General features: G+C 40.1%; 16 protein-coding genes. 13 read left to right on the plus strand and 3 right to left on the minus strand.

The window, feature by feature from the left end:
• Positions 1-7: 7 nt before the first annotated feature.
• The 3 genes from BN1208_RS07240 to rph are packed head-to-tail and all read right to left on the minus strand — an operon-like array spanning position 8 to position 1,542.
• Positions 8-235, minus strand: a complete 228-nt coding sequence (locus BN1208_RS07240; RefSeq protein ID WP_046486615.1) for a hypothetical protein — start codon at positions 233-235, stop codon at positions 8-10.
• Entirely contained in the window at positions 228-824 is a 597-nt protein-coding gene (gene rdgB / locus BN1208_RS00185) for an RdgB/HAM1 family non-canonical purine NTP pyrophosphatase (protein ID WP_046486618.1), read from the minus strand. Before rdgB ends, BN1208_RS07240 begins: the two co-directional genes overlap by 8 nt.
• 4 nt (positions 825-828) lie before the next feature.
• Entirely contained in the window at positions 829-1,542 is a 714-nt protein-coding gene (gene rph, locus BN1208_RS00190; RefSeq protein WP_046486621.1) for a ribonuclease PH, read from the minus strand.
• Positions 1,543-1,645: 103 nt separating this feature from the next.
• Here rph and BN1208_RS00195 point away from each other — a divergent pair, with 103 nt between their 5' ends.
• The 13 genes from BN1208_RS00195 to rplM all read left to right on the plus strand — a co-directional run bounded on the left by BN1208_RS00195 (position 1,646) and on the right by rplM (position 22,265).
• Positions 1,646-2,542 (plus strand): YicC/YloC family endoribonuclease, encoded by an 897-nt coding sequence (locus BN1208_RS00195; RefSeq protein ID WP_052734588.1) that lies wholly within the window; start codon positions 1,646-1,648, stop codon positions 2,540-2,542.
• A 19-nt stretch (positions 2,543-2,561) separates the two neighbouring features.
• Complete coding sequence (gene gmk / locus BN1208_RS00200) at positions 2,562-3,173, plus strand: guanylate kinase (RefSeq protein WP_046486624.1); 612 nt, start codon at positions 2,562-2,564, stop codon at positions 3,171-3,173.
• Positions 3,174-3,189: 16 nt separating this feature from the next.
• Positions 3,190-3,405 (plus strand): DNA-directed RNA polymerase subunit omega, encoded by a 216-nt coding sequence (gene rpoZ, locus BN1208_RS00205; RefSeq protein WP_046486627.1) that lies wholly within the window; start codon positions 3,190-3,192, stop codon positions 3,403-3,405.
• 42 nt (positions 3,406-3,447) lie between these two features.
• A complete protein-coding gene (locus tag BN1208_RS00210; RefSeq protein ID WP_046486630.1) occupies positions 3,448-5,649 on the plus strand; it encodes a RelA/SpoT family protein in 2,202 nt (733 codons plus the stop codon).
• Between the two features lie 31 nt (positions 5,650-5,680).
• Complete coding sequence (locus BN1208_RS00215; protein WP_046486631.1) at positions 5,681-6,058, plus strand: RidA family protein; 378 nt, start codon at positions 5,681-5,683, stop codon at positions 6,056-6,058.
• A gap of 28 nt (positions 6,059-6,086) precedes the next feature.
• Positions 6,087-8,150: an ATP-dependent DNA helicase RecG gene (gene recG, locus BN1208_RS00220; protein WP_046486634.1), complete on the plus strand. Its 2,064-nt coding sequence runs from the start codon at positions 6,087-6,089 to the stop codon at positions 8,148-8,150.
• A gap of 2 nt (positions 8,151-8,152) precedes the next feature.
• A complete protein-coding gene (locus BN1208_RS00225; RefSeq protein ID WP_046486636.1) occupies positions 8,153-8,614 on the plus strand; it encodes a chorismate--pyruvate lyase family protein in 462 nt (153 codons plus the stop codon).
• Between the two features lie 119 nt (positions 8,615-8,733).
• Positions 8,734-10,425: a ShlB/FhaC/HecB family hemolysin secretion/activation protein gene (locus BN1208_RS00230; protein ID WP_046486638.1), complete on the plus strand. Its 1,692-nt coding sequence runs from the start codon at positions 8,734-8,736 to the stop codon at positions 10,423-10,425.
• A 331-nt stretch (positions 10,426-10,756) separates the two neighbouring features.
• Complete coding sequence (locus BN1208_RS07245) at positions 10,757-11,059, plus strand: hypothetical protein (protein ID WP_156157754.1); 303 nt, start codon at positions 10,757-10,759, stop codon at positions 11,057-11,059.
• Between the two features lie 196 nt (positions 11,060-11,255).
• Positions 11,256-20,171 (plus strand): autotransporter-associated beta strand repeat-containing protein, encoded by an 8,916-nt coding sequence (locus BN1208_RS07410; RefSeq protein WP_046486641.1) that lies wholly within the window; start codon positions 11,256-11,258, stop codon positions 20,169-20,171.
• Positions 20,172-20,185: 14 nt separating this feature from the next.
• Positions 20,186-20,860, plus strand: a complete 675-nt coding sequence (locus tag BN1208_RS00245; RefSeq protein ID WP_046486643.1) for an energy transducer TonB — start codon at positions 20,186-20,188, stop codon at positions 20,858-20,860.
• Positions 20,861-20,892: 32 nt separating this feature from the next.
• Positions 20,893-21,750 (plus strand): 4-hydroxybenzoate octaprenyltransferase, encoded by an 858-nt coding sequence (gene ubiA, locus BN1208_RS00250; protein ID WP_046486645.1) that lies wholly within the window; start codon positions 20,893-20,895, stop codon positions 21,748-21,750.
• An 86-nt stretch (positions 21,751-21,836) separates the two neighbouring features.
• The gene (rplM, locus tag BN1208_RS00255) at positions 21,837-22,265 is read left to right on the plus strand and encodes a 50S ribosomal protein L13 (protein ID WP_046486647.1); all 429 of its coding nucleotides are present in this window, start codon (positions 21,837-21,839) and stop codon (positions 22,263-22,265) included.
• The last annotated feature ends 9 nt before the right edge of the window (positions 22,266-22,274 follow it).

A 22,274-nucleotide genomic window follows, 5' to 3' on the forward strand; every position in this document is an offset into this window, starting at 1 on the left:
AGAAGACTTATTTATTTTTTAAGTATGGATTAATAAGATCATCAACCATTTGATGAAGTGCTTCCTTCATCTGCTTTTCAGATACTTCCATTAAAAGGCCATCTTCAATGGCATCTTGAGAAAGCTGCTTTAATTCATCAAAGTTTTCTTTCATGACCTTAATTTTTTCTGCACACGACACTACTGATTTATCGTCACGAATCCAAGCAGGCCATTTATTTTTTGATTTATCCATATATCTGATTCAATTTTAATTTAAGTTTATGTAACGCTTGTCCACGATGACTAATTCGATTTTTAATTTCTAATGGTAATTCTGCCACAGCTTTTTCAGTCATATGATCTAAAAATAACGGGTCATAACCAAACCCTCCAGAGCCTCTAGGTGATTTTAAAATCTCTCCATGCCAGATACCTTCGGCAATAATAGGTTCAGGATCAAATTCATGTTTTACAAATACAATGACACAAGTGTAATGCGCTTTTCGATTCGATTCATTTTCTAAACTTTTCAAAAGTTTTTCATTGTTTTTTTGATCCGATGAAGGCTCTCCTGCAAATCGGGCAGATAAAACGCCAGGTTTTCCTCCGAGCGCATCCACGCATATCCCTGAATCATCTGCGATTGCAGGTAGTTTTGATAAACGACTTGCATGCCTTGCTTTAATCAGAGCATTCTCAAGGAAGGTATGGAAAGGCTCCTCAGCGGCTTCAATTTTAAAATGCGATTGAGGAAATATCTCAAGATTCATATCGTCTAAGATCGATTGAATTTCGGTGAGTTTTTTGACATTGCTTGTTGCAATGACGATTTGGTTTTTCATGAAATTACTTTAAAACGTTTTTTTGTAATTGAATGAGTTCTTTAATGCCTTGCGCTGCAAGGTCAGACATTTGGTCCATCATTTCGCGCGAAAAAGGTGCCCCTTCTGCGGTACCTTGAATTTCCACAAACCCCCCTGAGCCTGTCATGACGATATTCATATCTGTGTCACAACTTGAATCTTCACTGTAATCCAAATCTAATAGTGGATTTCCTTCGTGCAGCCCTACAGAAATGGCTGCCACATAATCAATGAGCGGCGATTCTGAAATCAGTTTTTTATCCATTAAATGTTTAATGGCATCATGTACTGCGACATAAGCACCCGTAATACTGGCTGTGCGTGTGCCACCATCGGCTTGAATGACGTCGCAATCAATTTGAATGGTTCGTTCGCCCAGTTTTTTTAAATCAATAATCGCGCGTAAGCTCCGTCCAATAAGACGTTGTATTTCTTGAGTCCTACCGGATTGTTTTCCGCGTGCTGCTTCTCTGTCCATTCTTGACCCTGTCGATCTTGGTAGCATGCCATATTCAGCTGTAATCCAGCCTTGACTTTGACCCTTTAAAAAAGAAGGTACTTTTTCATCAATACTTGCAGTGCAAAGTACATGCGTATCCCCGAATTTAATCAAGACGGAGCCTTCAGCATGTTTTGTGTAATGCCTAATAATTTCAACCGGTCTTAATTGGTTGTGAGCGCGTTGATTTAATCTCATAGTCTTCTTCCTCGATAGAAGTCGTCATTATAAGCTAGCTTTAATTGATTGATATCTTGTCATTTAAAGGTTTTAGTCGCAAATGCAACTATAGATTGATAAAATGGCTTCTAAACATCGAATTGGATACCTTATGGCTTTAAGTATGACTGGTTTTTCTTTTAAAGAAGCAGATACTCAGCAAGGTATTTTGCTCCTTGAATTTCGGTCTTTAAATAATCGATATCTAGAACTCCAGGTTAAATTAGATGAATCCCTTAGATCTTTTGAACCCATGATTCGCGATCTGATATCAGCCGAAATTAAAAGAGGTAAAGTAGATTGTAGAATCTATTTCAAATCTAAAACACATGCGCTTGATGTTAAAAATGTAGATCCGGTGAAGTTAAAACAACTCGCAAATTCAGTCGATGAAATTGCAAAACATTTTTCCCATGTCCAACCAATTAATCCGCTCGATATCTTAAAAACGAACGAGATCATGCACGATCAATCCGTCGACATGAATGTACTTGAACAAGATCTTAAAAAAAATCTCAAAGAATCTTTATTAGAGATTCAATTATCTAAAGCTCGCGAAGGTGAAAAATTACAAAAGATTTTATTGGATAAATTAAAAGATATTGAAGTGCTTGTAGGTGAAGCTAAAAAAATATTACCCGTTTTAATTAAAGATTATCAAACTAAAATTGAAAATAAGTTTAAGGAAGCTTTGATTGCGATCGATGATGATCGATTGAAACAAGAGTTTCTTATTTTTATTCAAAAGATGGATATTGATGAAGAGCTCAATCGTATTACATCCCATATCGATGAAGTCAGGCGTTTACTTAAAACTGATGGCGCCATTGGTAAAAAACTAGACTTTATGATGCAAGAACTAAATCGTGAGGCGAATACTTTAGGTTCGAAATCCATTTCACCTAAAACTTCACAAATATCCATCGATTTAAAAGTTTTGATTGAGCAAATGCGCGAACAAATTCAGAATATTGAATAATAACCACTAAAGAATATTTATGAGCCAAGCCCATTTATTTATTATTGCAGCAGCTTCCGGTGCCGGCAAGACGACCCTTGTAAAAGCCCTATTAAATAAAGATAGAGATCTTCAAGCTTCTGTATCTCACACAACCCGCAAACCGCGGCCAGGTGAAGTCGATGGTGGGGATTATCATTTTGTTGATGAAGTGACCTTTTTAGATTTGAAGAGTAAAGGTGAGTTTTTAGAATCCGCCGAATGCCATGGCAGTATGTATGGCACAAGTAAGAAATCAGTGCAGCTTATTCTCGATCAAAAGAAAGACGTCATTTTAGAAATCGACTGGCAAGGCGCTCAGGCTCTCAAAGCCCAATTTAAGGAGGCTGTTTCAATCTTTGTATTGCCACCTTCTGTTGAAACACTTGCTGAAAGATTAAACAGCCGCGGACACGACAGTGAAGAGACGATTGCCATGAGACTTGCGGTTGCGCGAGAAGAGATGAGCCATGTAGATGAGTTCGATTATGTTACAATCAATGATGACTTTGAAGTAGCGCTCCACGATCTTATGGCCATTATTCGATCCACTCGATTGATGTGTCATATTCAGCTCACACGACATAGCCACTTAATTAAAAACTTGACTTGAAATTTGGAGAAATAACATGGCACGAATTACAGTAGATGATTGTTTAGAGATGATTCCTAATCGCTTTAAACTTACTTTAGCTGCCGCATACCGCGCAAGGCAATTAGCCAATGGTGCTGAAGCATTAGTGAGCACTCATGGCTTAAGAGATAAGCCTACGGTATTAGCATTAAGAGAAATCGCAGCAGGTAAAGTCGGTCTTGATATCTTGAATAGAAAAACAACATACTAAATTCTTAAACAGGGCTTAAAGCCCCCTCAAGAGAACAAGACCATGGCTAGTACCGCTCATTTTAATAAAGCGGATGCTCAAAAAACACCGCCACTTCCGTTACTGCCTGTCGATAACGAAGCGTCTGAACTCACAATCCTTCTTAAGACTTATTTAAAACCGAAAGATATCCAGAAGATATGGGATGCCTATCGATTTAGCGAAGAAGCGCATCACGGCCAATCGAGAAGAAGTGGTGAGCCTTATATTGTCCACCCTGTTGCTGTGGCATGTACTTTAGCTAAACTTCATCTTGATGCCCCTACGATTCTTGCGGCTCTTCTTCATGATGTTGTTGAAGATACGACCATTACCAATAAAGAAATTGAAAAGAAATTTGGCAAACAAGTCTCCGTTCTAGTCGACGGTTTATCCAAACTCGATAAAATTGAATTTCAAGATGCGACAGAAGCCCAAGCCGAAAATTTTAGAAAAATGTTATTGGCAATGTCAAACGACGTCCGTGTCATTTTAGTAAAGTTAGCTGATCGTCTTCATAATATGCAAACGTTAGATGTTTTAAGACCTGAAAAACAAAAACGTATCGCTCAAGAAACTCACGATATTTATGCGCCTATTGCAAATCGATTAGGTTTAAATAGCATTTATCAAGAGCTTGAAGATTTAAGTTTTAAATACCTCTATCCCATGCGCTATCGCGCGATTCAAAAAGCCATGAAAGCTTCTCGAGGTAATCGTCGTGAAGTCGTTGAGAAAATAACAGCAGCGATCCATCAAAAATTAACTGAAATGAAAATGGATACTGAGGTTTCGGGGCGAGAGAAGAATACTTATAGCATTTATAAAAAGATGAGCGAAAAAAGCATGTCTTTTGCACAAATCAATGACATTTATGCCTTTAGGATTATTGTGAAAGAAGCGAATGATGCCTATTCTGCTTTAGGTGCATTGCATAGCTTATATAAACCTCTTCCAGGCAAATTTAAAGATTACATTGCCATTCCAAAAGCGAATGGCTATCAATCGCTACATACAAGTTTATTTGGACCTTTCGGCACACCCATTGAAGTGCAAATTCGCAGTAAAAAAATGCACAAACTGGCAGAAGCAGGTGTTGCAGCGCATTGGCTTTATAAAACCAAAGACGCACACTTGACTGAACTTCAACAACAAACACATCAATGGTTAAAACGTCTTTTAGAAATTCAATCAGATAGTGCCGATTCGCTGGAATTCTTAGAGCATTTAAAAGTCGATCTTTTCCCTGACGAGGTTTATGTATTCACTCCTAAAGGAAAAATACTAGCATTACCAAAAGGTTCAACGGCTGTTGACTTTGCATACGCGGTTCATAGTGATGTGGGTAATTGTTGTGTAGCTGCAAAATACAATCAAGAGCTCGTCCCTCTTCGTGCCGAAGTCAACAATGGTGATCACATAGAAATTATTACAGCCCCCTTAGCTAAGCCTAATCCTGCATGGCTGAATTTTGTGATTACAGGAAAAGCAAGATCACATATTAGACAATATTTAAAATCGATTGAATCAGAAGAGTCTTCAAGACTTGGCGAAGGCATGCTTAATCAAGCACTCAAGGCACTTCATATCAGCCCTTCATCGGTCAAAGAATCTCATTGGAAAAAATTAATCAGTGATTATGGCGTTAAAACCAAAGAAGAGATTTTGGCTGAAATTGGTTTGGGAAAACGTATGAACGTGATGGTGGCTCATCAATTGATAAGTTTTATGGATGGTGTGAGTCATGTTAAGGGCAAGCATAAGCAATTAGATGTCATTACCATTAAAGGCTCTGAAAGCATGGCGATTCAATTGGCAACATGCTGTCATCCAATTCCAGGCGATCCTATTTTAGGATTTATTAACAAAGATAAAGGACTTGTTGTTCACACTCATGATTGCTTAGCGATTCGTAAATTTAAACTTGACCCTGATAAATGGCTTGATGTTGAATGGGACCCTAGTCCGGATCGATTATTCAAAGTCAATTTACAAATTATGGTATTAAATGGGCGCGGAATGCTTGCTAAAATTTCATCTGTGATTACAGAATCAGATTCAAATATCGATAATGTGAATGTCGAAGAATCCGATGGTGGACATTTTGTAAATGTGAACTTTATTGTACAAGTCCATAACCGTATTCATTTGGCAGATCTCATGCGAAACTTAAGAAAAATTAGTGATATTGCTAGAATTAGCCGCGTCAAGATGAAAACCTTTTAAGCACCTTAATAAAAAAAGAAAGACTTAAGAAATGACAAAAGAAATTATTCAAACTAAACATGCCCCAGAAGCGATTGGTACCTATTCTCAAGCGGTCAAAGTAGGCAATACTATTTACTTATCAGGGCAAATTGCACTCGATCCTGAATCTATGCAGTTAGTTGAGGGCATTGAGGCACAAATTCATCAGGTATTTAAGAATTTAAAATCAGTCGTTGAAGCTTCTGGCGCTCAATTAAGTGATATCGTGAAAATTAATATCTTTTTAACAGATTTGTCGCATTTTGCTTTGGTCAATACGGTCATGGGCGAATATTTTACAAAGCCTTATCCAGCAAGAGCTGCGGTAGGCGTTGCATCATTACCCAGAAATGCACTTATTGAAGCTGATGGTGTTGTTGTTATTTAAACTATTTCTATTTTAAGAGTATTTCAATCTGACTTCTCTAGCTGAGCTTAAGCTCTTTACCCCTTCAGTATTAAATAAGCTCAAAAAGTTGGGCCTTGAAGATGTCTTTAGTTTAGTCATGCATCTTCCTATTCGTTATATTGACGAAACGATTGTCACACCTATTCGTGATATTCAAATGGGCGTGCTATCTCAAATAGAAGCAGAAGTTGTTAGAGCTGAAATTGTTTATAAACCTAAAAAAATGCTTATCGTACAAGTCAAAGATGCATCTAGTAGTTTACAGCTTCGATTTTTACATTTTTATCCAAGTCAAATGAAGATGTTTGAGGCCGGCTCTCGTATTCGTGTTTTAGGAGAAGCGCGCCATAATTTATTTGCCTTCGAGATGATTCATCCCCAATGCAAACCAATAAAAGAAGGTGATGTATTGCCAGAAGCATTAACACCGATTTATTCATTGGTTGCAGGCGTGGGACAAAAAACAGTTAAAGATGCGATTCACAAATTGTTTATTCACTTTGACTTAAAAAATTATTTAAAAGATTCATTTTTACCAACGATTTATGAGAAATTGCGCTTACCAAATCTTTATGAAAGTTTAAAAAGCATTCACCACCCAAAAGATTTTAAAGAAGTTACAAGCCATGAGACTTTCACAAGCAAAGCTTATCAAAGAATTATCTTTGATGAATTTTTAGCGCAACAATTATCTTTAAGATCTAATTATTTAATAAGGCGAGCACTTTCAGCTATGCCATTAAAAGCTAAAAATAAACTCACAACTATTTTTATGGATAAGCTTGAATTTGAGTTAACCGAAGCTCAAAAAAAAGTCGTTCAAGAAATTAAAAATGATCTTGAAAAAAATTATCCGATGCAAAGACTTTTACAGGGTGATGTAGGCAGCGGTAAAACAGTAGTAGCAACAATCGCAGCCTTACAAGTGATCGAAAATGGAAGTCAGGTGGCTTTTATGGCGCCTACTGAAATTTTAGCGGAACAACACTATCGAAAATTGACCGGGTGGTTAAACCCTTTAAATATAAAAGTCGCATGGCTAACAGGTAGTCAGTCCAAAAAAGACCGCGAGATTTCTTTAAATATGACAGAATCCGGAGAAGCAAATATTGTAGTCGGCACACATGCACTTTTTCAAGAACACGTCATCTTTAATAAATTAGGCTTAAGTATTATTGATGAACAACATCGATTTGGTGTTGAGCAAAGACTAGCCTTACGAAAAAAAGGTCAATTAGACAAAGCAATTGAACCTCACCAATTGATGATGAGTGCCACACCTATTCCAAGAACACTTTCTATGAGTTATTTTGCAGATCTTGATGTGTCTATTATTGATGAATTGCCTAAAGGTCGTGAAGCGATTGTAACAAAACTTTTTTCAGAAGATCGACGCAATGAAATTTTAAAGAGAGTGCATGAGGTATGTCATCAAGGTGCTCAAGTTTACTGGGTATGCCCTTTGATTGAAGAAAGTGAAGCATTGCAACTTCAAACCGCAGAAGAAACGTATTTAAATATGCAGTGTCATTTTAAAGATTTAAAAGTAGGCTTAGTCCATGGGCGCATGAAATCATCAGAAAAACAAAAAGTCATGTCTGATTTTGTGAAGGGCAATATTCAATTATTGGTAGCGACTACAGTGATTGAAGTAGGTGTGGATGTGCCCAATGCGACGTTGATGGTCATTGAAAATGCAGAGCGCATGGGGCTTTCACAATTACATCAGCTTCGAGGCCGCGTAGGACGAGGCTCACTAAAAAGCACATGTATATTATTGTTTCAGAAAAAATTATCAGAGCTTGCAAGACAAAGACTCAAAGTGATTTTTGAAAATACGGATGGTTTTATCATTGCACAAGAAGATTTAAATATAAGAGGCCCTGGAGAGTTTCTAGGGATTCGACAGAGTGGAGCACCAATGTTACGCATTGCCAACCTCAATCGTGATTTTAAATTACTAGAAGAAGCTAAAACGATAGCAGACCAATTATTAGAGGATTATCCTGAGGCTTCTCATCTTCACTTAAAGCGCTGGCTAAATCATGCGAATGAAAGAGTTAAAGTATAAACATGTCCTGGCTGCTATCACCTCCAGTTCAAGGTAATAAGTTATCGTGGCTTATGGAAGAGGGCTCTTTGACGGAGCGATTAAAAAAAGAGTTTGATGATGTTAAGGTTGAAGTTGTTTATGAAGGGGCTTATTTACTAGACAAAAGCTTTTATATGCGTGAGGTTTTTTTAAAAAGTAATGATAGCCCTAAAGTTTTTGCAAGGACTCTAGTTAAGAAAGAGGATTTGCAGGAAGTGTGGAGCTCTCTTAAAAATTTAGGTGATCAATCACTTGCTACGATTTTATTTAACTCACCAGAAATTAAAAAAATCTCAGTGTTTTATAAGGAGTTATTTTTAGATGATTCGATATTTGCACATATTAATGCATTAAGCCCAATTCATCAAAAGTCATTATGGGCAAGAAGGTCATCGTGGGAAAAACAAGGCACTTATCTTGAGTTGTTAGAGATTTTTTTATAAAAGGCTAGTTTGTAAGCTATTGATGACAGCTTTTTTTCAAGTATTATATTAAAATTCTAAAGAAAAATACTATTAAAATTCTAAAGAAAAATAATATTAAATTATTTACTACTCTTAGTGTGTTATTACTTTTACTTTCGAGTAGTAATTTTGCTATTGCTATTGATGCGGGTGACCAATTAAATCAAATAGAGCGGGATCAAAAGAGAAGAGAACCTCTCAGAGCAGCGCCAATAATAGAAGAGGATAAGCCCACTCCTAAGCCTAAAGTGCAAGGCGAAACTTTTAAGGTAAATAATTTCTTATTTGAGGGTAATACCCTAGTTTCATCTGATGAACTTAAAGCCTTTCTTAAAGCATACCTAAACCTTGAAATTACGTTAGATGAATTAAAGTCTGCCGTAGACTCCATCAGCATCTTTTATAAAGACCGCGGATATTTAGCAACAGCAACTCTTCCAAAGCAAGACATCACCGAGGGTATTGTGAGGATTATTATCACAGAAGCTAAATTTGGTGGGACAGAATTGATGCTCGATCCAAATATCAAATACCGTATTCAGCCCGAAATTATTCAGAAATTTGTTGAGTTTAATCACCCCAAAGGTGAAATTTTAAATTTAAATCGTCTTGGCAGGGCCATATTAATCGCTGATGAGTTGCCAGGCGTCGCAGTGACGCAATCGTTACAGCCTGGTTCCAAAGAGGGGCAGACTAACTCAGTTTTGGACATCAATAATGAAAGTGCTTATATCGCAAGAGTATCAACAGATAATTATGGTGCTCGCGCCACAGGCTATGCTCGCTACCAGGCCAATGCATCATTTCTCAGCCCTTTGGGAACGGGCGACAGGATTGATGTGGCTTACCTTCACTCTCGTGGAGTAGATTTTGGAAGATTTTCTTTTTCTAATCCCATAGGATACTCTGGGTTAAGAGCTGGTGTTGCAGCCAGTGCACTTAAATATGAAGTAGTTGCAGGGACAGCATTATCTCTGAAACCAGAGGGAGAAGCTGAGACAATTTCATTTGATCTTTCATACCCCTTAAATCGCTCTAGAACTTTTGATTTAAGTCTCACATCATCGCTCGAGAGAAAACATTTTAGAAACAAAATCGATAATGCGACGGATAGTAACTATTTGGTAGATTTATTAAATTTCGGCAGTTCTTTAAATCATAAAAATACCTTATTCATAGCTGGCGAAACTTATGCTTCCATTGATTTTGATTTTGGAAATGCTAACTATGATAATTCCCCAGCTAGTTTTAAATCTACCAAAGTTCAGCAACATGTCGAAGGCAGATTTAATCGTATGAAATTTGCAATTAATAACACGCAGTTCTATACGGAAACGATCAGCTCAGTATTAAAATTAAACGGACAGATATCAGATACAAATTTAGATTCCTCACAAAAGATTTATCTCGGAGGCGCAACGGGAGTCAGAAGCTACCCAACAAGTGAAGGGTCAGGCAGTAATGGATATATTTTTTCAGCAGAACTTCATAAAGAACTACCGAAAAATTTTACCGTGTTAGGTTTTTATGATCATGGTTTTGCACAACAGTTTAATAAAAGTAAAGATAGTTTAGGAGCTGCAATCACGGAAGAAAAAAATACTTTTACTTTAAGAGGTTATGGTGTGTCGCTCGAATGGACTGGCTTTATTAATACATACCGCTCTTCAGTTGCGGCGATATGGTCAAAACGAATTGGAGGTCATCCCAACCCTGAAACAGATGGTTCAGATTCTGATGGAAGACAACCACATAATTTTCTTTGGATTCGAGGGGCAATAAATTTCTAGTCTAAAAAAAAGTCTTAAAAAAAAGAATCAGAATAAATTCCATATCATAAGCCCGAAGAAGTCTCTTAAATCTATTGAACTCGCTGGGGAAAAGTTATTGTTACAAGGGGACGTAAAACTACTCACTATAAATAATTTAGTAAAAAAATCTGGTTATTCCGTTGGCAATATTTATTATCACTATAAAAATATACAAAATTTTTATGCCACTATCTTTTTGAGAAAAAGAATAGGCGTATATGTCGAGTTAATAAATGAAATAAATAATTTTTCGTCAACAAAGACATGTCCTGATTTGTGGAAATTTATTTTAGAATTTATTTTTGATAAGATGACAGGAAAATTTAAAATTAGCATCATAAGCTATCTTTTTCTTCAAGCCTATAAGAGCAAAGAAAAATCATATGAATTAGAGCAAATTATTGATTGTCTGATTGAGCCATTAATGCATTGTCAAAAGAGAAATAAAACAAATACATTTTTATTGATAGGTGAGGAGGAATTAAAATTAAAGCTAAGATCTCTTCGGGTATTCATTGAAACACCTTTCCTTGAAGAGAATTCGATTGCAGGTAAAGCCCTCCATTTCGAACTGACGCTGAAATACTGCCTAGCAAACTTTTGTAAAACTTAATTTTTTAGAACTTTGATTATTACTTGTAAAAAGTATGGTCAATTTAGTATTTAAAATCATCTAGTTAGATAAAAAAAAATTTGAATCTAAAACCGAACGCTATGTAACTTCTTTGTCATAAATTTAAGTTATATTCAGCAAATTAAATCTTAATAATTTTCTTGTGACAATTTTTTCAAAAATAAAATTAATCTTTTTGTTGGTCTTTTTTGGCCTTCAAACCCCAGCAGTTGCTGACTTGGCAGTTGATACCCTTCCTGTTAACGGTCAAGTAGTGTCCGGCGATGCCTTGATTGAAACTTCTGGAACAGTCCTTAATATAAATCAAACATCGCAACGTGCAATTTTAAGCTGGGATACTTTTAACGTAGGACAAGACGCGACTGTAAATTTTAATCAACCCAATGCTAGTGCGTCCACTTTAAATAGAATCGGCGGCCAGAGTCCAAGCAAAATTTTTGGAAAAATAAATGCCACGGGTGAAGTGATCCTTCAAAACTCCGCTGGCGTATACATCAGTAAATCAGGCAGATTAGATGTAGGCTCCATCACAGCAACCTCGCATTCCATCAGTAATGATGACTATCTTAATGGCCAATATCATTATGATCGAAATGGCGCTCGCGGCAGTGTAGTTAATGAGGGTACTATTCATTCAAGCCTCAAAGGATATGTGGCGCTTCTGGCTCCTGAGGTCAGAAACTCAGGACTTATTATGGCTCAAATGGGGACAGTTGTCATGGCTGCTGGTGAGAGAGTCACCTTAAATTTCGATTCGAACAGTCATCTAGCCTCCATCACGACCACGCCATCCACAATCAATACACTTATTGAAAATAAATCAGCTGTCACTGTGAGCGGCGGCACAATTATCTTGTCTGCAAAAGCGCTCAATACTTTGGTTTCGGGGTTGATTAAGCAGAGTGGAACGTTAAATGCAAGTGATATGGGTACTAAATTAGTGAGTGTTGGTGGACGAATTTTGATTGAAGGTGATTCAATCCATGTTGCAACTAATTCAGAGACTCTAGCCCAGGGCTCAGCGGGAGGCGGAGAAGTTAAAATTATTGCCTCACAGTCATTGACCCTAGAATCTCAGTCCAAAATTAATGTATCTGCAATAGATAATGGCAACGGAGGTTCTATTAAAACTTCTGCACCTCAGACTTTATTAGCAGGCCAATTGGAAGCACATGGTGGTGTAATTGCTGGAAAGGGTGGGTTGATTGAAACACAGACAGACAATCTAAATATTACTGATACTGCTCAAGTGGCTGCGATCAGTCGTGATCAAGTCAATGCAGAGGGTCAATGGATCATGAATTTACCTCATCTCACCATGACGCAAAATATCGCCGCACTTATTTCCAGTACACTTAAAGACACGAATGTGCAATTAAATGTATATCGATCCTCATTTGATTTATTAAAAGATCAAATCATTGAAAAAATTTCAGGTATTAAAACATCTTTTGAAATTCATTCAAAAACACAAATGAACATAGCGGGCAATATTTCGAGTGACACCTCAGCTCCTCTTGACCTCATTCTTAAAAGTTATGAGTCTATTCTTGTGAGTACATCATCAACGGTTCATGTTAGAAATATTAATGTAGAGGCCCCAACAATTTCAGTAGCAGGCAATCTAAATGCATATGGAAGTACTCATCAGGACTCTTCACCTTTTATGGCGCTTCTTGGTGCAAGAATTGCAATCGCTGGTAACTTGCGTTCCGGTTCAAAACAAAATTCAGGTCGGATTCTTGTCAAGGGTGCAAATGAGATAGCCATCAATTCTTCAGCAAAAATAATCACTGAAGGTAATGAGGGCGGATCAGTCATCATGCAATCTGAGTATGGAAGTATTTCAGTACTTGGAACGATCATGACAAACGGAGAGAGCGGACGAGGGGGTACCATCGATATTGATGCTCACCATTCTTTCATTGCGCAGGATGCCAAGCTATTTGCTAACGGTCTTACTGATGGCGGATCTATTGTCGTCTTATCGCGTCATGGTGATGTGAATTTCCAACAAAGCTTTATCCAAACGAACGGAGGGGCAGGTGTTGGCGGAACAATTCTTATGTCCGGTGTGAATAATACTTATATCTCCAGCACCGAGATATCAGCGACAGGTGAAGTGAAAGGCGGTACGATTAAGGTTGGTAATGATTTAGCAGGTCAACTGGTCCCATTCTCAAAATATTTAGATGTTGATATTTTCTCAAGTATCAATGCCTCACAAATAAATCCAAATCATAAAAATTATCAGGGTGGTTTCATTGAAACTTCAGCCCACACTGTCAATCTCTTAGGTTCCATTAATGCCGGTCGTGGAGGAATGTGGCTTCTTGATCCATTTGATATTGTTATCGATGCTACCAAAGCAGGCTATATTAAAACCGTTCTTGATGCAGGCTCGTCAGTCACAATTACCACAGCATTTGCCACCAATACCGTAGGTGAAAACAGCATTTCAGGATCCTCAGGTAATGGTGATATTACAATCAATGCCGCTATCTCTTCCGCAGGGCTTGGCGCATCTCTAACATTAACCGCCGCTAATGAGATTTATGTCAATCAAGCCATCACACTATCAGGCGCTGGAAGTTCAATTACATTCACAGCGATTAATACAAATCTCTCGAACAACATTACAACTAACGGCGATCAAACATTTAATGGAAATATAAAGCTTTATAGCGGCATCACACTCACAAGTAACGGAGGAAATGTGAATATCACAGGTAATGTGATTGGCATTTCAGGGCTTCTGGAATTTTTAGGTGGGGGTGTCTATAAATATAATGGTACAAGTTATACGGTAGGTGTTGGATCAAGCCCAGTGAGTGTGCTCTACACCTCCTCCTCTTCAACATACTCATGGCAAGCACAATCTACTTCGGCAGAAGTGTTATTAGTTGCAGGCGGTGGCGGTGGCGGTATGGATATGGGTGGCGGCGGCGGTGGCGGCGGAGTTATTGCGCAAACAGTGACCACAACGGCTCAAGCTTTTTATGAGATCAAAGTCGGCGCAGGAGGTTCAGGGGCTCCGGCTGGAGGTACGAATGGTCAAAATGGTGGCCATAATTTCAATATCAATGCGAGCTCAGGTAACAATTCTACACTTCAACATGCAGGTGGCACGCTCACCGCTGTGGGTGGCGGTTATGGTGGTACAAGTTATTGGTCATCACCTTTAGGCGGTCAAGGCGGAACTGGCGGTTCAGGCGGTGGTGCTGCAGGTTATAACGCTGGCACCTCAGGTAAAAATGGGAGTGGTACTTCAGGTCAAGGCTATGCCGGTGCAAGTGGATACGGTCACCACGTGTCTGGCGGGGGTGGGGGTGCAGGTGCTCCAGGAAATACGGGTGGTTCTAATGGCGCATCCTCAGGCGGTGCGGGCATTGAAAACTGTATCTTAGGGACTTGCTATTACTGGGGTGGTGGTGGTGGTGGAGCTGGATACTCTTACACCGGAGGTAACGGGGGCATAGGTGGTGGCGGCGGCGGTGCTGTGGGCACTACGACGGGTGGTGCCGGTTATAACAATGGCTCTGCAGGTGGCGGTGGATGTACAGGTTGTTGGGCACAAACACCAGGTGGTAATGGAGGAACTAACACAGGTGGCGGTGGCGGTGGCGGCTCCCATTACAACAGTAATAACAAAGGAGGTAACGGAGGCACAGGGATTGTAGTCCTCAAATACAATGGCTCATTGATCATTAATTCTGGCTCGGGCGCTGCTCAAATAGCTGGTACGGCTTCAAATGGCGCAATGACAATTAATTCAAATAGCGTTCTAAGTAGTATTGGAGGGGCTATTTCAGGTGCGATGAGCCTCACTAAACTAGGCTCAGGCACGCTCACTTTAAGTGGTACAAGTAGCTCCTACACTGGTGTGACCGCGATTTCAGCGGGTACCATTAAATTAGGAGCGGCTGGCGCAATATCAGATTCATCAGCGGTCAGCCTCACAGGTACACTGGATCTCAATAGCTTCTCCGAGACAATTGGCTCCCTCTCAGGCGCCGGCACCATCACAAGCTCTGCCGCAGGCACGCCCACCCTTACAATTGGAGCTGACAATACATCATCCACATTTACAGGTCTGATTGAAAACGGTTCTGCCACAGTGACACTCACTAAATCAGGCTCCGGCACACTTACTTTAAGTGGTAGCAATACTTATACCGGAGGCACGAATATCAATGCGGGTGTTTTAAGTTTAGGCTCTACGAATGCCATTGGTTCATCAGGCACCATTTCATTTGGCGGTGGCACACTTCAATACACAAGTTCCAATACGACAGATTATTCAAGTCGACTCAGTGGCGCTTCAGGCCAAGCATTTAAAGTCGACACCAACGGACGCACAGTCACTTGGGCCAGTGACCTCACCAATGCATCCAGCTCGATCACGAAGTCGGGAACAGGGACGTGGACTGTAGGGGTAATTAATTTAGCCAATGCAAGCTTTAATCAAGGCACCCTCAACGCCACCTCAATTGCGATCAGTGGCACCAATACGATTGGTGGCACGATCTCAACCTCAGGTACCGTGAGTTTTACTGGTGCTACTACCCTCGTTCGAGATACGACGATTACAAGTTCTAATAGCGCGGTCTCATTTGGATCGACCATTAATGGTGAGTATGAATTAATTATCAATGCAGGAAGTAGCACTGCGTCATTTGCTGGAGCGATCGGAGGCACTTCCCCAGTCGGGCGCCTTGAAGTGAGTGCATCTTCAGGGATCAGTATTGGGGGCAACATCACGACCATTCAAGGTTTATCAAACGGCCTCTATTTTGAGAAGTTTTCAGGTCAAGCTTATGGCAATATGACTTTTTATAATACTGCTACACGACTTAATATTAATAATGGTAACGGTGCAACGATGCCAGCTTCATTAACGAATCCCATTACGACGATTAATGCAGCAAATGGAACTGTCAATGTTACCACGGCCACTAGCACACATATTTATGTCTGCCCAGGTACAGATTGTGACTCCAATTACTCTGTTCGCGCCACGGGTTACTTCATGGCACCTACTTCAGGTACCTACACTTTTGTGACCTATGCAGACGATGACCATTATTTATTCATTGGTAACAATAGCGAATCCATTTCAGATTTTATGACACGCGTTCAATCAACAAGCGCAACTCCTAATACAGGAGAGCGAGGCTTAGTAGTGCGTGCACCAGGTTGTTGTCAACGTGTGACCGGTACGACAAGTTTGGTTGCGGGAGGCCGTTATCCAATTTATGCCACTTTCAATGAAGGGGGTGGTGGAGATTACATGTGGACTAAGTTTATGTTGCCAGGCCAGTCAAGTTTTGTGAGTGGAGTGCACAGTGATGTATCGAGTGGCTTAGGTTATTACTACAGTAATCCTGCGGGAGCGAGTGGGGGAGGAGGTGTAACAGGAGTGGCATTGACTGGGCCTGTAACACTGAATGGGAACTCCACTATTTCAAGTGCTAATGCAAGTGTCACCATCACAGGGGCACTATCGAGTGATGCGACCCCGAGGAATTTTGTGGTGAATGCCCAATCATTCAATGCACAAGCCTTGTCTTCTTTATCTAATTTGAGTGTCACTGTGGCAGATTCTAGTGCGATTACTGGCATCATTTCAAGTGCTACTTCTGTACCTGATATGCAATTCACGAAAGCGGGCGATGGAATATTGACCTTGTCAGCTAATAATACCTATTCAGGATCAACGCTTATCAGCGCAGGCACGCTAAAATTAACTGGTTCAAATGCATCACTTGGGGCATCAACAAATTCATTAACCATCGCAGGCGGGACCCTTGATCTCGTCAATAAAGCACTCACACTCAATACGCTTACCATGAACAACGCGAGTAGCTATATTACGAACACCAGCGGTACTTCAAGCATGATAGTGACAAATCCAAGTTCGCTCAGAGGCTCAATTACAACTCAAGGTACGCAAACTTATTCAAGTGGAATTTCTCTCACAGGCAATATGTCCTTTGCCTCAACTAATAGCGATATCATATTTAGTTCAACTGTCTCAGGAGCTTATAACCTCACAGTGAATTCAGGATCAGGTACAGCAAGATTTAATGGTGCTTTGAATAATATTGTGAATTTTTCAAGCCTAGGCACCACCATTCTTGATAGAAGCATTGCAACTACAGGCACACAAACCTATGGAGCAACCACACTTAGCGCAGGAGTTTTACTCTCCACAACAAACGATGACGTAACTTTTAACTCTACTCTCTCAGGACCCTTTGGATTAACCGCAAATGTTGGAACTGCACAGGTTGTATTCTCCGGACGAGTGGGAGGAGACGGTAATTTGGCCGATGCCTTAGCATCGATTTCTATTACTGGCAGAGCATATATGGTTGAAGATATATATACAGCAAACGACCAAACCTATTCAACAGACATCACGATCAATGGGGTTCGAGCATTACAAAGTTTGAATGGCAGTATTACTCTGGGCGGTAACGTTAATGCGGTGGGCAATGCCACAATTGTTCTCTTAGGTGGCGGAATTTATAAATATAATGCGGACTCTTATACAGCAACAAGCACAGTAAATACAATTACTGGTATTTCGTATACCTCTTCTACAGGCCAATATTCTTGGAATGCAGCAGCGGGTTCAGCACAAGTTCTAATTGTTGCTGGTGGCGGTGGCGGTGGCTCTGATATGGGCGGTGGCGGCGGCGGTGGCGGCGTTATTGCATCTAATGCTGTGGCTCTCTCAAGAGGGAATGCATATACAATTGTTGTAGGTCAAGGGGGCAGCGGAGCACCAGCTGGTCAAGGACGAGTGGCAGGTAGTAACGGCTCTAACTCATCATTTGCGGGGTTAGTGGCGATTGGCGGCGGCGGCGGCGCATCGAATCATGATGGCTCTTCGAATCCTGCTGGAAACGGTGGAAGTGGTGGGGGAGCATCAGGAGGCGCCCAAAGTCCTAACGGTGGCAGCGGCGGTGGCGGTGGATATGGTGGTGGCAGAGCGGGAACTGGAACTGTTGGCCAAGGCAATAACGGTTCTTTTGGTATTTGGGCATGGTATCCCGGTGGTGGTGGTGGCGCCGGTGCTGCTGGGTCCACTAATCCAGCTCATGGAGGCAGGGGCATTGAAAATGATATCCTAGGAGTCAGTTATTACTGGGGTGGCGGTGGCGGTGGCTCAGGCTATTCGAACATTGGAGGTAACGGAGGCATAGGCGGCGGCGGCGGCGGTGCTGTGGGCACTACGACGGGTGGTGCCGGTTATAACAATGGCTCTGCAGGTGGTGGTGGATGTACAGGCTGTTGGGCACAAACACCAGGTGGCAATGCAGGTGCCAACACAGGTGGCGGTGGCGGTGGCGGCTCCCATTACAACAGTAATAACCAAGGAGGCAATGGTGGTTCGGGGATTGTTGCTTTTAAATATGCCACCAACAATAGTCTTACTTTAACGGCAAGTAATGGCAGGGTGAATCTTCCCAGTGATTTAACTTTAAGTAATCTTAATAGCTTTACCTTAGTTGATGGCAACCTTAATCGAGACTTAACTTTTAATACTTTGGCACTGGTTAACACTTCATTAGATCTCGTGAATCGAAAATTAACGAGCGCAACATTGAGTATGGATGCTAATAGTTCGATCACAAATAGCAGTGGCTTTGCTAAGTTACAAGTGACAGGCGCTACATCACTTGCTGGCTCTATTACTACGGGTCGCGGCTTTTTTACAGTGCCAAATGCACTCACAATTAAAAATGTGGTGACACAGCTTGACGAAACACTAGAAACGTCATGGGGCCAATACTTCGGCGGAGCGGTCACTTTGGTAGGAAATGCGACTTTAAGATCTTATACTTTCGATAATTTGGCCTTAGATAACGGTAAAAGTAATTCATTTGATATTGGCTTTAATTCAACAATAAAAGGAAACTATGACTTAACTATTGATGCAGGATTAGGTTACGTTCTCTTTAAAGACCGCATTGGGGAAGACCCAGTTTTGGAGACAAGCTCAACGATTATGACTTTGAACCGCAACAACGGAAATGATTATGTTGGTTATGGCAATCGTAACTATGGAAGAGGTACAAGTTATGCATCGAGCGTTGCTAGATCATCTAATAATTTAAAAAACTTGACTGTCACGGGTAATGAGATCTTTATTAAGGCAGACATTACAACGGAATACAATCAATCTTACACAGGACACACCCAAATTGGAGACAATGGCACAAATGGATTAACACGATCCCTAATTTCTCTTGATCCTACGATAAGTTTTTATGGAAGAGCGATTCGATATGAAACGATTGTGAATAATGCTTATGTCTATCAAGATACTACAAACAAATATACCTTTGACGATGAGTCATCAGTTCCAACACATACGCTGATTCTTAAAGCAAAAGGCTATTGTTACGTTGGCACTTCTGCAGCCTGCGGAGATACCGGTAATATAAGAAAAGCACTAGAGCCAAGTTCAGGTTTAGCAAGCGCAACTGTTCTTTTTAATTCTTGGAAACCACTCGTCAACGTTCTCACTGACAATATCACTATGTTGTTTCCAAGTGCGACATATAATCCGTTAACTTTTAATATCAATGCACTCTCAATTCCTCGCGGAGTAAATGATGGCTCAAGAAGTACGACCGAATCAAGTACGATTGCTAATAAAGCGACAGTTAATTATCAGGCTTCATTAAGACCAAGAGCAGGGCCTGAAGATGTGAGAAGTCTAGCAGCTGTAGGCAGAACGACTGCAATTGCTAGAGGCATGGGGGGTATCGCTGTAAGAGGCGTTCTAGGAAATGAAGTACGTAACTCAGGCCCTTCGAAAGACTTTGCAGTGTTTACCCCTGTTAAAATTAACTTGAATGGCAACGTGGTAATTGGTAATGTACAATCAAGCTTTTCAGACAATGGCCCCGCTATTTCATCTTCACCAAAAATTGAGTCGAACGTGAATGCAAGGCCCGGAACTTCAGCCAATCCGAAACCAGTGGATCAGGCTAAATCAAATAGCTCAAAAGAATCTCAACAAATAAAAAATAACTCCGCAGCGTGTGCGCAAGAAAATAAAACAGGTTGCCAATAAACTTTTAGTTGCTTATGAAAACTATTAAAATCTTTTTAAATGAATTTGATCTGTCACGTGCAATTTTTTTGTCACTATTAATACACCTCATGCTTTTGGTGAATGTGAATGGATTATTTAAAAAACCTCTAACACCACCACCCGAATTACAAATTACTTTTCAAAAATTAGATAATCAACTGAGCGAGCCTACGCCTAAGCCGGCAGAAGTGCCAAAGCCTATTAAGGAAGTTCCAAAGCCCGTGATCAAAAAAATTACACCGTTACCTGAAAAAGTTACTGAAATCCCAATACCGCAACTGCAAAAACCAATCCCTGAGGCTTCAAGTCAACCTGAGGAAAAGACAGAGCAGTCTCCAATTACAAAACCTAATGCTGACTTTAAAAATGCGGGGGAAGTCGCACTTAATGACTTTAGTAATCTCCTTGCAAGACACATTGCTAAATTTAAAATGTATCCAAAAATTGCGCAAATGCGAGGATGGCAAGGAGAAGTTGTTCTAGAGCTTCAGCTATCGCAAGATGGACAACTTACCTCTTCAAAAGTTATTAAGAGTAGTGGATTTGACGTGCTTGATAATGAGTCGCTCGAAATGGTGAAGCGCGCCTCACCCTTTCCTGTCCCTCCCGAAATTTTAAAAAATCGATCGTTTAATATCCTAGTTCCCATTCGATTCAAGTTAGACTAATCTCAACTTTAAATTTTTCGAGTTAACTTTTCATGTTTGCGATAAAACAATTCATTCGCTTAATGCGTCTTGATAAGCCGATTGGAATTTTTTTATTACTGTGGCCAACCTTATGGGCGCTTTTTATAGCAAGTCATGGCTTGCCAACCATGCAACATCTCACCATTTTTATTTTAGGTACAGTACTCATGCGCTCAGCTGGTTGTGTGGCGAATGATATGCTTGATCGCAAATTTGATTCTTTTGTTACACGCACAAAGTTACGCCCACTGGCGAATCAATCTATCTCAGTGAAGAATGCATTTTTTTTATTAATCACTTTGTTATTGGGTGCGTTCATATGTGTTCTATTTTTAAATGAAAATGCATTTTACTTTTCATTAGTCGCTCTATTTTTGGCGCTCACTTATCCATTAACAAAAAGATTCTTTGTCATGCCGCAGGCTTATTTAGGTTTAAGTTTTGGTATGGGCATTCCTATGGCTTTTGTTGCAAATAATATTTCCCTATCCATGACAACATGGTTGCTATTTTTAGCGAATATATTTTGGGTGATTGCTTACGATACACTTTATGCAGTGACGGATAAAAATGACGATTTAAAAATTGGCATTCGTTCTTCAGCCATTTGGTTTGGGGCTTATGTCAAAGAAGCCATCATGATCTGTTATACCTGTATGATGGGATGCTTGATTTGGGTAGGACAGTTAGAAAATTTTGGCTGGCCTTTTTATGGGTTTATAGGGTTAAGCCTCATTTTTATTGGGTTTCTTTACCGTCAAATTCGGACACTTAACCCAAAAGCCTGTTTTGCTGCTTTTTTAAGCAACAATTACTTAGGCGGACTTGTCTTTTTAGGAGTGTTTTTTCACTATCTTCATGTGAACTAAATCATTAATAAAATTGACAAAACAGGGAGTTTTGGCATAGAATTCACCTCTTTTTTTAAATTTATAGCGCAAAAGTTGGTATTGAAATGAAAACATTTTCAGCAAAATCCCATGAAGTAAAACACGATTGGTTCGTTGTAGACGGAACTGACGCAGTATTGGGTAGGTTAGCAAGTGCGATTGCACATCGATTACGTGGCAAACATAAGGCCATTTTTACACCGCACGTAGATACGGGTGATTACATTGTTGTGATCAACGCGGAAAAGATTAAAGTAACGGGTAACAAAGGCGACGGAAAACTTTACCATAGCCACTCAGGCTATCCAGGCGGTATTTCAACAACGAACTTCTCTAAGATGCAAGACCGTTTTCCAGGCCGTGCTTTAGAAAAGGCAGTGAAGGGAATGTTACCAAAAGGACCTTTGGGTTATGCCATGATTAAAAAGATGAAAGTTTATACAGGCCCAACACATGATCATGCGGCACAACAACCACAACCATTAAGCATATAGTTAAGGAAA

Source organism: Candidatus Methylopumilus planktonicus (genome assembly GCF_000981505.1).
GTDB classification, from domain to species: domain Bacteria; phylum Pseudomonadota; class Gammaproteobacteria; order Burkholderiales; family Methylophilaceae; genus Methylopumilus; species Methylopumilus planktonicus.